Annotated in this window: 10 protein-coding genes and 1 pseudogene; 6 read left to right on the top strand and 5 right to left on the bottom strand. The window is 53.6% G+C overall.

Annotated elements, in window-relative coordinates; genetic code table 11:
- A pseudogene (locus tag AB8B76_RS12085) lies at nucleotides 1-252 on the top strand (NAD(P)/FAD-dependent oxidoreductase); the annotation flags it as partial.
- A 73-nt stretch (nucleotides 253-325) separates the two neighbouring features.
- Here AB8B76_RS12085 and AB8B76_RS12090 read toward each other — a convergent pair.
- Nucleotides 326-1273, bottom strand: a complete 948-nt coding sequence (locus AB8B76_RS12090) for an HDOD domain-containing protein (protein WP_405272801.1) — start codon at nucleotides 1271-1273, stop codon at nucleotides 326-328.
- 283 nt (nucleotides 1274-1556) lie between these two features.
- On the opposite strand from AB8B76_RS12090, the gene AB8B76_RS12095 reads away from it, so the two are divergent.
- Nucleotides 1557-2501 (top strand): HDOD domain-containing protein, encoded by a 945-nt coding sequence (locus AB8B76_RS12095; RefSeq protein WP_405272803.1) that lies wholly within the window; start codon nucleotides 1557-1559, stop codon nucleotides 2499-2501.
- Nucleotides 2502-2515: 14 nt separating this feature from the next.
- Here the strand turns inward: AB8B76_RS12095 and AB8B76_RS12100 are convergent, their stop codons facing one another.
- Complete coding sequence (locus AB8B76_RS12100; RefSeq protein WP_405272804.1) at nucleotides 2516-2848, bottom strand: sulfatase/phosphatase domain-containing protein; 333 nt, start codon at nucleotides 2846-2848, stop codon at nucleotides 2516-2518.
- Between the two features lie 377 nt (nucleotides 2849-3225).
- On the opposite strand from AB8B76_RS12100, the gene AB8B76_RS12105 reads away from it, so the two are divergent.
- Nucleotides 3226-4434, top strand: coding sequence for a 3-hydroxyacyl-CoA dehydrogenase NAD-binding domain-containing protein (locus AB8B76_RS12105; protein ID WP_405272805.1), 1209 nt, complete (start codon nucleotides 3226-3228; stop codon nucleotides 4432-4434).
- A gap of 223 nt (nucleotides 4435-4657) precedes the next feature.
- Here AB8B76_RS12105 and AB8B76_RS12110 read toward each other — a convergent pair whose 3' ends face one another.
- Nucleotides 4658-5152 (bottom strand): DUF1772 domain-containing protein, encoded by a 495-nt coding sequence (locus AB8B76_RS12110; protein ID WP_405272807.1) that lies wholly within the window; start codon nucleotides 5150-5152, stop codon nucleotides 4658-4660.
- A 436-nt stretch (nucleotides 5153-5588) separates the two neighbouring features.
- On the opposite strand from AB8B76_RS12110, the gene AB8B76_RS12115 reads away from it, so the two are divergent.
- From AB8B76_RS12115 to AB8B76_RS12125, 3 genes are all read left to right on the top strand, one after another.
- Nucleotides 5589-5753: a hypothetical protein gene (locus AB8B76_RS12115; protein WP_405272809.1), complete on the top strand. Its 165-nt coding sequence runs from the start codon at nucleotides 5589-5591 to the stop codon at nucleotides 5751-5753.
- A 119-nt stretch (nucleotides 5754-5872) separates the two neighbouring features.
- Nucleotides 5873-6850, top strand: coding sequence for an MBL fold metallo-hydrolase (locus tag AB8B76_RS12120; RefSeq protein WP_405272811.1), 978 nt, complete (start codon nucleotides 5873-5875; stop codon nucleotides 6848-6850).
- 74 nt (nucleotides 6851-6924) lie between these two features.
- Complete coding sequence (locus AB8B76_RS12125) at nucleotides 6925-8136, top strand: MFS transporter (protein WP_405272812.1); 1212 nt, start codon at nucleotides 6925-6927, stop codon at nucleotides 8134-8136.
- 242 nt (nucleotides 8137-8378) lie between these two features.
- Here AB8B76_RS12125 and AB8B76_RS12130 read toward each other — a convergent pair whose 3' ends face one another.
- Nucleotides 8379-10118, bottom strand: coding sequence for an arylsulfatase (locus AB8B76_RS12130; protein ID WP_405272814.1), 1740 nt, complete (start codon nucleotides 10116-10118; stop codon nucleotides 8379-8381).
- Nucleotides 10119-10246: 128 nt separating this feature from the next.
- Nucleotides 10247-12714 (bottom strand): TonB-dependent receptor (locus tag AB8B76_RS12135; protein ID WP_405272815.1); only part of this gene is annotated, 2468 nt, incomplete at its 5' end.

Below are 12714 nucleotides of genomic sequence, written 5' to 3' on the forward strand. Positions count from 1 at the left end.
CTGGGCGAGTACGGCTTTAGGCACGAAAGGGACATTAAAGCCATCACCGTCAATCGTTGGGCACACGGCTATGCCTATGAGTACATGCAACTCGACGATCCGCAATGGGAAGCAGGGCAGGCGCCACATGAAATTGGTCGGGCAAAGTTTGGCCGAATTTCTATCGCGAATTCTGATTCTGAAGCGCACGCCTATTTAGACTCCGCCATTGATGCCGCATGGCGCGCGGTTGCACAGCAGGTGCGTAGCTAGGCGATGACCCGATTGTGAACGCTACTTTTTGCTCTACGGGCATTTTTCCTCACTGCTTGGCGCGCAAAGGAAGTTAGGAATACAACATTTGGTGCGCACCTTTATCGAGCTCTGGCATTGGCCCTAGGTCCAGCTTTAGAAACGATTGCTGAGCTTCCGCGTAAGAGGTCTTCATTATCTGATAAAGCTCTTCAGGGTTCGGTTTTACATGCTTTAGATACACGGAGCGATTCTTCAGGAAGTGTTCTGCCCGGTGTGTGAACTCAACAAGGTCCTCAATGGGCCAACGATGACAAAACATGGCCATCTCATCAGCAATGGTCACTATCTCAATCAGCTGACCAAAGTCTTTTGCCGTTTTTCGCGGAATTGATGAGGGCTTACTATGATGATAGTCGATAGAGGCGCGTACAGACGTCGTCACCTTGATTATGTCCGCCGCAACTGGACCCAGACGTACATGCGATGCACCAAAAACAATTTCTTCGGCACGAATCAACTCATCGGGATTTTGATAGGAATGCTTCTCAAGCTCACTGGGTGATTTCGCCAGGTTTTCGTACTGCACGAGTCGACCCAGATCGTGGAGTAAGCCGGCTTCCTGAGCTTGCTGTGGGTTTACGCCTAAGGCTTTGTATTGAACAGCAAGTCTTCTGGAGGCGATGCTCACCAAAAGGAAGTGCGCCCACATACACAGCTCCTCATCATTGGCCGGACGAAAAACCTGCCCCTGCAAATGCGAAGTGATCAAGTCGTCCACAGCACGGCTGCCAACGAGCATCATTGCTTGACGAATACCCGATATTGAGTGGCTTGGCATGGCCTTTGCCGCAATTTGAAATATGCGACTGGACAGACAAGGCTCTATTGTTGCAAGGCTCAAAATATCGTCAATGTGTTCGTCCTCACTCACTCCGGGGCGTGTGAGTGTTACCGTGCAAACTGGAAGCACAGGTAGATCCATCATGAGATGAACTACTGCCTTGCGAAGTTCTTGAGCGCTTTGGTCTGCGAGACTCATGACAGGCCTCTTACTTTCTGACCAGAGCCACTGCAAACAAGGACCGAGGCCTTTTGCTGCTTCAGCGAATGATTCAAAGTTTTCCGCCAGTTTTTTTAATTGTTTAGAAGAAGATTGGCATTTCGTGGTAAAAGTTCAAATAGTCTATGCTGGTAGGTAGGCCGGTTTGAACTTGTGTTGCGGCAAAGGCCCCGACTCTAGTGTTTAGATTGATCATCAGAAGTGAAGGTCATTTTTTGAACGCGCCGTCGTTGCTCGCCAATAGTCGCAGGGAGGGTTATCAATGAACGAAATACGTCTTCTGTCCGTTGCCGAGAGGGAGTTGCTCGCACTGAAAGGGGTTGAAGAGTGCGACAGTCTCCCGGTATTACCTGTTGTTGTTTCGACCCTTCTGGCGATAGATGAAGATAATCCTTATAGCCTTGATTACGCACTGAGCATCGCCAAGGCGGACCCATGTTTCGCTGCTCGGGTTATTTCGCTGGCCTACCGGCATCGTGATTACGAGATGACGGATGCACTCGCGCTCGGCCCGGCGATTCGTGCTCTGGGAAAAGAGGGGCTTGCGACACCCTTGCTCGATCATTCGAAAGCGCTTGTGTTCGCACCCAGCCAGGACGCGCAAAAGCACTTGTGGATGCATGCGATCCAGGTGGCTATGCTCAGCGAGCAATTGAGCTATTTGGTCAGTTGGGAGGTCGATGGTGAGCTGGCCTATTTCGCTGGTCTACTCCACGACCTTGGGCGTTTTGTATCGTATTTTAAAGAATCTGACTTGCCAATTTACCTCGAAGCCTATGGCTTGGCGATGCCCGAGGATTTAACCGATGCCGAGGCAGCAAACGCTGTGGTTAGCCACACGCTGGTGGGACCGACGGCCTCTGAAACCTGGGGATTGCCTACGGTTTTTCGCGATGTTATGGCCAGACATCATATTATCGCGCATATTGAGGAGGTCCAGGACACTACTTCGATACTTACCGGGATCGTTCGCCTTGCAGACGCTATTAGCTACCAGTTGCTCAGCGGCCACGAACCGGAGACCCCTGAATTTCACGCGATGCTCGAAGAGCATTTGAAGTTCGAGAGCATCGTGCATGGAGATGTTGTACCCACAGCTGAGCGCATTGCTCGAATGTCACGCCAGTGTGCAGACGAGGCGTTCGTGAATTTCCACAACTTGGAGATTGGTGAAACAAACTACACCAAGCACAAGTCCCCCATTTGATCTTCTGCCATCGACTAAGGGGTCAGCAGTGATTCGATTCGCGCTGCGAGCTTTTCTGCCAAACCCCTCTGGGCATTACCGGGTAATAGATTGTCGAGTTCCTGAGGATCAGCTTTAAGATCATAAAGCTCATCCATCGCATCGAGTTCCGTGTAGCGAATGTACTTGTACTGTCGGGTTCTTAGCGCCTGATATCCCATGTTCTGGATACGTGGAAACACTGTGTCAGAGTAATACTCGATGAGAAAGTCTTCTCGAACTTCTGCTGCAGAACCCTCAAGTAGCGGCAGGAGAGAAAGGAGCTTTTTAGACGCGGTCGCATAGCGACAGCGCCCGCAGGGGCACAACAGGCCTTAGCCTCTTGTGATCAATCCGCCTGGTCCTACCAAAAACACAAAGGGTTGTATCGGAGATGTTCGGCTCTCCGGCTCTCCCCACTTAACGGGGAATGGACCGTTTCTCACTGAACTCTGTTAATAATGCCATCCCACCCGCAATGGGTCATGACTTTCAATCTGTACTTCCCTCGAATCCTGTAGTTCAGGATACTATTCTGACCATAGTAGCCCGTGGCTCGCCACAGCTTTTTCCATATTGCGACTTAACTATTACGACGTAAAAACGCCAAACAGGATTTCGATTTATGCCAGCGCTAACTCTCTCTCAATCTGACGTATCTGACTACGTCACCAAAGCCGCCAAAGACGCCTGGCTGGTCTCTGACGTGCCAGAAAAAACACCGCAGCGAAAAATCGAGAAAGTCGGGGTGATTGGAGCAGGCACAATGGGCGGCGGCATCTCGATGAACTTTGCTACTGCTGGCATTCCCGTATCGATTCTTGAGCGTGAGCAAGCAGCACTTGACCGCGGTTTAGCGGTCGTTCGCAAGAACTATCAACGCAGCGCCGATAAAGGACGTTTTCCCCAGGACGAGGTCGAACTGCGTATGGGTATGCTCACCGGCACACTGAGCATGGGCGCCTTTGCCGACTGCGATCTGATTATTGAAGCCGTGTTCGAAGACATGGACGTCAAAAAGCAGATATTCCGCGAACTTGACCGGGTAGCAAAACCCGGTGCGATTCTGGCAACGAACACCTCTGCCCTCAACATCGATGAGATTGCAAGCGTCACCAACAGACCTGAAGATGTGATCGGCCTACATTTTTTCTCGCCCGCTAACGTCATGAAGTTGCTCGAAATCGTGCGCGCCGATAAGACAGCGGATGATGTGATCGCAACCAGTATGGCCCTGGCCAAAACGATCAATAAAGTAGCAACCTTGGTCGGCGTCTGCCCCGGCTTTGTCGGCAATCGCATCTTGTTTGCGCGCCAGATACAGGCGCATAAACTGCTTATGCAAGGCGCGACACCCTGGGAGATAGACGCCGCGATCAATGCCTTTGGCTTCCGCATGGGACCCTACCAGATGTCCGATCTCGCGGGTCTTGATATCGGCTGGAAAAAAGGCGCAACCACCGACAACCCGATCCGCGACGCGCTTTGCGAACTCGACCGACGCGGCCAGAAGACAGGCGCGGGCTTTTACGATTACGACGAGAACAACCGGCCGGTTCCGTCAACTGTTACGGCGGAAATCATTACCCGAATTACAGGTAAAGAGGGCGGTAGCGGACCAGACGCTGCGACAATCGTCGCTACCTGCATCCATCCAATGATCGACGAGGGCCTCAAGATTCTCGAAGAAGGCAAAGCGCAGCGCGCCTCTGATATCGATATCGTCTGGTTGAACGGCTACGGCTGGCCAGCCGATAAGGGCGGCCCTATGCTGTTTGGCGACATGGTTGGGGCGGAGGCTGTGCTGGCGACAATGGAGCGGCTCGCCGCAGACGATCCCAGTGTTGCACCTTCAGATACGCTAAGGCGATTAGCGAAGAACGGCGGTCGTTTTACTGAGGTTAAAGCGGGCTAAAGCCGCCAAGTCCAGCTTCCGGTAAACCAACTCGACCTCAGGACAGCACTGGGGTCGAACTTCCGATAAGACATTTTTGCTCTGAGCACGGGGAGCGAGAAGCTTCGTCTATAAGGCGCGCCCGCTTAACATGTTGGTACAGTCAAGATACGGATTTGCGGTCATGATTATCGGCAACGGCTGTTGCGGAAGTTTATGACTACCGTTTGTAATCGGTCCCTGACTATTTCGGATGATCCTGAACCAGCAGACTTATCGCGATGAGCAAAACGCAGAGGCTGGACGCGAAAGTGCGAACGGAATTCAGCCAGGTCCAGCGGTCCAAATAGTCGTGCCAGAGGCTTGCTGATCGCGGGCTGGCAGCATCCAGATTGGCGATTGCCTCGTTGAGCGGCACATTGCCAAGACCAGTGACAAGGAAACAACCGCCGAAGTAGGCAATTGCGGCCGCCATCAGCAATATGCTTTCAAAGTTGGTTCCGTTCCAGAGCGCCAGTCCGGCGAGTATCAAAGACAAAACTGCTGTGCCCGCGAAAACACCGAGGAACCAGCGATTCAAGACCACCACGTTGATCGACTGCATGGCGGACAGGGCCCATTCGTCAGGAAGGCGCGCCAGTGCACCCATAATGAAGTTTGAAAAGGCAGCGAACGCACCGGCCATTATCGCCGCACCCAGCAGGGTCAGGATCGCTACAAAGGAAAGCAGTAGGTTCATTTTTTTGCTCCCCAGATGATAGTGGCGCCATTTACGAGCCGACCTTTACCGTTGTTTTTAGTGCTGCTCTGCGTAGGCATGCGATTGCTCCTGAAAGTTGTTTAACTTATGAGCAAATAATCACGGAGGAGCGGGTTTGATTCTTGCCCAGGCCCGCCAGGTTTTTACCCCTATGTGCCAGATCGCACGCTGGACGCAGCTGCAGGCCAAGCTCCGCCATCGTGCGGAGCGGTGCAGATTGGGGTGGTCAGTTTAGGGACACCACATCCAAAGCAGGCAATAAGTGCTCTGAGGGACGTCAGATGCGACTGCCTAAAGATATGGGTCTGTAGGTTCAGTAGGCGGCACCCTGGCTCTCCCAGGGAGATCCGAGTCAAAGGTGATACTGTTCTCCTTGAGTACGGGAGTATCCCAAGGGTGACATAAGAGAGCTTTGTTGAAGGGTGGTTTGCCACCGGTGATTGCTCTGAAAGATGATGTGTCCTTGGAGTACGACGATCTAACGCAGTGGTGCGCTGGAAAAATGTCGTCTTACAAAATCCCCAAGGCCATGAAGATCGTCGCTCAACGAAAGGGCGGCGGAGAGCGATATAAAGTATAGAAATTGCTGATGCTTTTGCATCGAAATAAATTATTTGGTTTATGCACGAAGCGGTGTTTCCATAAACGCATAACAATTTAATGAGTCTCATGCGGCTTAACGCTGCCCGGAGGTAGGGTTTGAATATTTTTCGGTCGATATTTTTAGCATCTGCACTTTCATTGTCAGTGTCAGCTGTGGCGCAGCACCATGACGCGGGCACACAGGAGCAGGCAGCGAATGTCTTTATTACCCTGGGTACCAACGGTGGTCCCGAGGCCACACACAACCGGTCCCAACCGGCGAACGCGCTTCTTGTAGGAAAGGACCTTTACCTCGTGGATGCCGGCGATGGGGCCGGTGGCCAGTTAGTGAAGGCGGGCTATCGCCTCCCTCAGATTAAGGGCATATTTTTAAGCCACCTGCATTTCGATCATACCGGCGGCATGCTTGCGCTTCTCGGCCAACGAATGCAGCTCAACGCACGCAACAAGCTATCGATCTATGGCCCCCCGGGGACCAAGGCGTTTATTGATGGCCTGCTATCCGCCATGGAGGGCCCCAGAGAAGCTGCTTATGGGATGCCGCGACAAGAGTGGTCCGCCAATGTTGACGTACAAGAACTGGTGCACGGCGTGGTAGTAGAGCTGGACGGTGTGTCAGTGGTCACGGCAGAGAACAGCCACTTTAAGATCCCCGAGGCGAGTGGCGCACCAGAAAAGGCCAAAGCTTTGTCGTTCCGTTTCGATCTTGAAGACCGTTCCATCGTATACACCGGTGACACGGGGCCCAGTGAGGCGGTAGAAGAGTTAGCAAAAGGTGCGGACCTTTTGGTAATCGAAATGATGGATATCCCGGCGGTGTTGGCGAACGTGCGGGCGAACAATCCAAACGCGCCAAAGAAGATGATGGACGGTATTGAATGGCACTTCAGGGCGCATCACCTGCTACCTATTCAGGTGGGCGAGATGGGCGCCGGAGCCGAGGCTAAACGATTGGTTGTGACACACATGGTGCCCAACATTACCGACGAGGCCATGGCGCAGCGCTACACGAGTGAAATAGCCAAGGCCTTTAAGGGCGAGATCGTCATTGCCTCTGATCTGGAACGCTTTTGATCTGAGTGCAGGCCTTCGGTGGTTCATCCATGCTTTTGGATGACCCACATCAAGAATTCTAGGAGTAAGCAATTATGGCGAACGGGGTAGGCGGGGCCGTGGTGCCCACCGGCGCGCAGCAGTCTGCGTCCACAAAGCATGGCGTGATTCTTCTACTTGCGGCAATCATGCCACCCATGGCGATTATTTCGTTGGTTCCCGTCCTTCCTCTGCTATTGCAGGAATTTAGCGCTGTTAAGGGTAGTGAGTTTCTTGTTCCCATAGCCATGACCGTGCCGGCACTGTGTGTTGCTCTGTTTTCTCCAGTGGCGGGGTGGATCTCTGACAGCGTAGGGCGAAAGAATTTCTTGCTCCTGGCTCTGTTGGTTTACGCCGCGATTGGCGTCCTGCCGTACTTCCTCACAGACCTCATGCAGATCATCTGGGCCCGAGTAGGCCTCGGCGTCGCGGAGGCAGTAATCATGACTCTCGCCTCAGCCCTGATCGGTGATTATTTTAAAGGCAAAGAGCGGGAGCGCTGGATTGGTCTTCAGTTTGCCACCGTTAGTTTAAGTGCGATTGTGTTGATTGCTCTTGGTGGCATTCTCGGGGAGGTGCTTGGTTCTCGGGGGCCGTTCCTTTTGTATCTGTTGGCATTGCCGGTTGCGCTCTTGGTCGCGGTGGTGCTGTTTGAACCGAATCAGGCGTCGCACGAGGACACGCAAAGTGATGCAGCATTGCCTCTGGGTAAGATCTTTCCTTTGTTACTCACCACGCTCTTTGTGGGCATTGCCTTTTACACGGTAATTGTAAACCTCGGTGCGATTCTGGGGCTAAGTGCGGACGTTTCGCCTGGCCAGATAGGCGCTATTGGCGCGGGGTCCAATCTTGGTGTTGCTGTGGGTACGCTTTTGTTTCGTCGTTTTCCGGGGGCCTCGGGGGCCATGCTGGTGCTGGTAGGGCTGTCACTGTCTTCTCTTGGGTATTTTGGAGCGGGCTTCTCTGCGTCGCTGTGGATAACCGCGGGATCCATTGTCATCGCCTGTCTGGGGTTTGGCGTGTTGTTGCCTACTATGCTTACCTGGATGCTGCAGGTGCTGCCTATCAATGTGCGGGGTCGTGGTACCGGGCTGTGGACCGGGGTGTTCTTCTTTGGACAGTTCGTCGCTCCGATTCTCACTGCGGCTCTTCAGTCGCAATTGGGCGGTCTGGCAATGGTCTTGATGCTGTTCGGGGCATTGTGCGCTGCCGGTGTGGTACTTGCCAGCTTGCAGCTTAAGGGCTCCGCGGCTCTCCTTAGTCAGTGAGCTGTAGCGGCGAAATCAAATGCCAGCGCAGGAAATTAGGGGTCGAGCAGCTAGGCAGGGCAAGCAGCTGAGTGGCGGGATTAGATGGCACTGGCTACCCTAGCGCGACCAATTGATACATCTTTGGTAGCAGCGAGGCCCTGCATTGCTCGTGAAACTAGCGCCTTCATCAGCCATTACATCCGCAAATCGACGACTAATGGTGCGCGGACTGTTTCGTCGGTTTGGGGCCAGACGCTAGTTCAGGGTAAGTCTGGCACGAATACGCCATTGACTTGCGCATAGGCATTCCAAACCGATGTTAGGCGCCTAAGTACATCGGGGTTGTCCTTACTGAGATCGTGCCTCTCGCCGGCATCAAGGGACAGATTGTAGAGTTTCCAAGATGATGGGGCTCTACGGTCTCCAGGACGCGCCGACGCATCCCTCCCATATATAGCTTTCCAATGACCGACCCGAACGCCCCGCTTAAAATGAAGCTCCCAGGCAAGTGCATCGGCATCGGAGCGCACAGTATCTGATGAGCCGTCGAATATAGGTTTCCAAGACTTTGCGGACGGGATAGAGACATCTCCCACTCGTGTTACTTCGGTTCCGGGGTTCGCTACGTGCGATGCCCCTGCGATCTCCAATACCGTTGGCATGATGTCGCGTACCGACAGCAGGCTATCTACAATTCTTTGGCCTTGAATGTCGCGGCCCCAGACGAACGCGGGCACCCTTACTCCCCCATCTTCGATCTCTCCCTTAGACTTGTGAAACGGTGCCATGGCCGCCTGCGCCCACTGATTCCCATAGGTAGTAAAGCTCTCCGTGGATCCCATTTTTGCAAGATCTGAGTTGCCGGCCGCAATTGCGGCAAGAACTTGAGCTTTGTATTCCAAAGAAGTCGCTTTCGATGACCTGGCGATAAGCGCCTGGGGCGCTATGCCTTCGGCGCCGTTGTCCGACAGGAAAATCACCACGGTATTGCCATACTCATCGCTGGCACGCAGATGATCTAACACCCGGCCTACGTTTTGGTCGAGTGAGTCCACCATGGCAGCGTAGATCTCCATTTTTCTGGACTGAGTCTTGCGCTGTTCGTCAGACAAAGCAGTCCAGTCGTCCAGAGCCGCAAGTTTCGCCCCTAAGGAGGATTCATTCAGCAGTCCCAGCTCTCGCATCCGCTGTAGGCGCTCAAGACGCAGGGCCTCAGGGCCATCATCGTATCTACCCTGATACTTTTTGATCAGCGCCTCGGGCGCCTGGAGTGGCCAGTGCGGCGCCGTAAAGGCTAAATAGGCAAAGAACGGGCGGTCGGATTCATCTTCCTCGTCCAGATATTTGATCAGACGCTGTGCATAAAAGTCACTGGAATAGCCGCCAATCGGAAACTGTGCCGGACGCCCATCCTCGGTGTAAGTGGCGGGCTGGAGGACCGCGCCGCCGTTTTGTGCCGCACCAAAATGGTCGGCACCGCCCTGCAGCAAAACGAATGACCGATCAAAACCATGGGCAGATGGTTGCTGCTCGGGCTGCTTTCCCAGATGCCATTTCCCGGTCATGAAGGTGCGATAGCCTGCGCCGGCGAGTGCCTTGGCAATGCTAGTGCTTTGCGGTTTGAGATATCCCTCATAGCCGGAGCGCCCCTGCAGTATGGACAACGAGGGCAGGGCTTCCGCCATCGCGCCTATGCCAACCTGGTGGTTGTCCTGTCCGGTGAGCAGCATGGATCGCGTCGGCGAACAGTTTGGGCCGGCATAAAAATTTGTAAGCCGAATCCCGGCAGTGGCAAGTGCATCCAGATTTGGTGTGTCAATCTCTCCGCCAAAGGCGCCTAGATCGGAGTACCCAAGGTCATCAGCGACAATGAGGAGAATGTTCGGTGTTTTTGACTTTGAAAGGGGGACGGAATGGGCCACCGAAAGGTCAGATGCACTGACTGCCCCGAGGTATGAAAGGCCTATTGCAAAGAGTGCAGCAGTCAAGTTTTGAATCATCACAGCACTCGATGAAAGTTGAGAGGGATTGGATCTACAGCCAGAGTTAACCAAACTCCAAAAAAAAGGCCCGGCTTAAAACTCGAAAGTTTCAGCCGGGCCCTGGTGCCCCTTACTTGTTTAGATGACTAGAAGTTGGCGGCTAAGCGCAGTCCATAGGTTCGCGGTGGAGAATAGATAGCGTAAGCAAGTCCACGGTTGGAAACGTTCGTGTTCATGCTGAATCGCTCGTCCGTGGCGTTTCTAACGAAGGCCGAAACAGACCAGCCTGCATCGTCTGCGAACAATGTCGCATCGAAGTTGAGCATGGTGTACGCGTCGGACTCGGTTTCATCCAGGAACAGGAAGTTGGTTTGCTGTTCTGAGCGATGCGAAACGACGGCAGTCAGAGATAGGTCGTAATTGCCCATGTTAACGATGTGGTTAAGGTTTAGGTCGGCGCCGAACTCGGGGGAGTACAGCATTTCGTTCCCTGCACAGCTATAGGTTTCGATGCCGTTCGTTACGCCGTCAGAGGCGCAGCCAAACCGCCCCCTGCCGGGATCTGACACCAGGGTCAGCTCGTCGTAGGTGGCGTCCAAAAACTGCATGCTGAGGCCAATAGTGGTGTTGCTTGTTGCGGCCCAAATCATGTCGAGATCCAAGCCTTGGATTGTTGCATCGGCGTTCGCTATCGGGAAGGCAGATGCACTGTCCAGAGTAGTGAAGTAAGTCACCTGCTGACCGTCGTACTCCCAGAGAAACAGCTCTGCGTTAAGCTGCAAAGTGTTGTCGAAGAAACGGTTTTTAGAGCCAATGGTAAACGCGTCGATATACTCCGGATCGTAGGTCGGGGACGCGGTGCTAAGATCAACACCCCCTGCGCGATACCCGGTTTCAAAGGTGGCGTACAGCAGATTGTCGTCTGCCCAATCCCACTCGACGCCGAGCCTATAAGTCGTCTCGCTGTAATCCAGTTCAGATGAAAGCTCACCATCGCCGACATTAACGATAGTTCCAAGAACAGGAGAAATTCCACCGGGTATCGTCAAGTCATAGAAAGGAGGACGTCCTCTTCCTGGGATATCGGCCTCAGAGTCTGGTGCTATCAAACCGTTATCAACGAAGTATTGAATGAACTCGTCCCGATCATTGGTCACCGGGTGCGCAGGCATGGCGCCAGATGCGCAGCCATTTCCAAAGCTTGCGGGCGGCGTTAGGAAGTTGCCGGAGAATGGAGCGCCGCCGCAGAAGGTAACAAAGGTATCGCTTATTCCATCGGCAAACTTACTGTCTTCGGTATAGCGAACACCAGCATTTAGACGAAAGGTCTCCGTGAGTTCGAAGGTGCCTTGGCCAAAGATCGCCCAGCTATCGCCGCCGTTGTCGTAATTTTGTATGGGCGATGCGTAGTTTTGCGCGAAGACCGTACTGGTGCTGATTTCTTCATCTATGTAAAAGGCGCCAAGAATGCCGTTTAACGGGCCGTCCAGGTCTGTCGCAAAGCGTAGTTCAAAAGATGTCTGGTTGTTTTCTTCCTCAGTTTTTGCAGGGGCAAATCCTGGGCCAGCGAACTGGTAGTCCTGCTCTGATTCGCGATAGGACGGCAGAAATGTCAGCGTACCAACATCTGTCTGATAGTTAATTTCAGCCATAAAGCCGGTCCAACTAATGTCCTGAAAGAGATCATTCGGATCAATCGGCTGAAAGGGAGCAAACGAAGGTGTGTGGAGTACGCTGGTTCGAAGCTCGTTGGCGCGTGGGTCGGTAGGCCCTGTACTAATAGGTATTCCTGATGGCGTGAAGTCGGTAATCGACGGTCCGTTCGGCGCTCCCGTAGGGTTCGCGTAGGTTCCGATTAAATCGCCGCCGGGGCCAGTGCTGCTGACTTCCGAATAGTCTGCTGCAACCCGAACAGATAGCTGATCGTTTGGCTCGAAAAGGAGTTGAGCGCGCAGGCTGTAGGAGTCCTGATCATTCGTGCCGTCGTCGGAAAAACCATCACGGTCCAGGCTGTTTCCCGACACGCGAATAGCGACGGTATCAGACACAGCCACGTTAGCAGCCCCCTGCAAACCTATCTTCGAGTAGTTACCAACCTCACCTTGTAGGTAACCGGAATTTTCACCGAGCACAGGCTTGTTCGGGATATAGTTGACTACACCGCCCGTCGCGTTGCGACCATAGAGTGTTCCCTGAGGGCCCTTCAGTAATTCGACCCGCTCCAGGTCGTACATGGCCTGTCCTGCAGCACCACTGGAGCGTCCTAAGTAGATTCCATCCACGTTTTGTGCCACCGCTGCATCCGTCAGCGGGTTAACGGTCAGAGCGCCGACGCCCCGCACGAAAAAGCTGGTCAATGGACCGCCTCCCGCACTAACACCCAAAGAGGGGGAGAGAAGACCCAGGTCTTGCGCAGACTCCATGCCTGCTTGTGTCAGCTGACTTTGGTCAAAAGTTTGCACGGGTACCGCGGCATCTTGCAGTGATTGTTCCCGGCGCTGCGCGGTGACAAGCACCTCCTCAATGCCGCCTTGACTACTGACTTCTGGCTCATTGCTTTGCTGAGAATAGGCATTCGGCAAGCCGAGGGCCAATGAGAGGACAGTCACGCTGG

The sequence above is a fragment of the Congregibacter sp. genome (genome assembly GCF_045107095.1).
Taxonomy (GTDB): Bacteria; Pseudomonadota; Gammaproteobacteria; order Pseudomonadales; family Halieaceae; genus Congregibacter.

What these genes read in the sequence shown, in the direction of transcription:
- AB8B76_RS12090 (WP_405272801.1), bottom strand. Translation starts at nt 1,273, where the DNA reads ATGAGTCTCGCAGACCAAAGCGCTCAAGAACTTCGCAAGGCAGTAGTT.
- AB8B76_RS12095 (WP_405272803.1), top strand. Translation starts at nt 1,557, where the DNA reads ATGAACGAAATACGTCTTCTGTCCGTTGCCGAGAGGGAGTTGCTCGCA.
- AB8B76_RS12110 (WP_405272807.1), bottom strand. Translation starts at nt 5,152, where the DNA reads ATGAACCTACTGCTTTCCTTTGTAGCGATCCTGACCCTGCTGGGTGCG.
- AB8B76_RS12125 (WP_405272812.1), top strand. Translation starts at nt 6,925, where the DNA reads ATGGCGAACGGGGTAGGCGGGGCCGTGGTGCCCACCGGCGCGCAGCAG.
- AB8B76_RS12130 (WP_405272814.1), bottom strand. Translation starts at nt 10,118, where the DNA reads ATGATTCAAAACTTGACTGCTGCACTCTTTGCAATAGGCCTTTCATAC.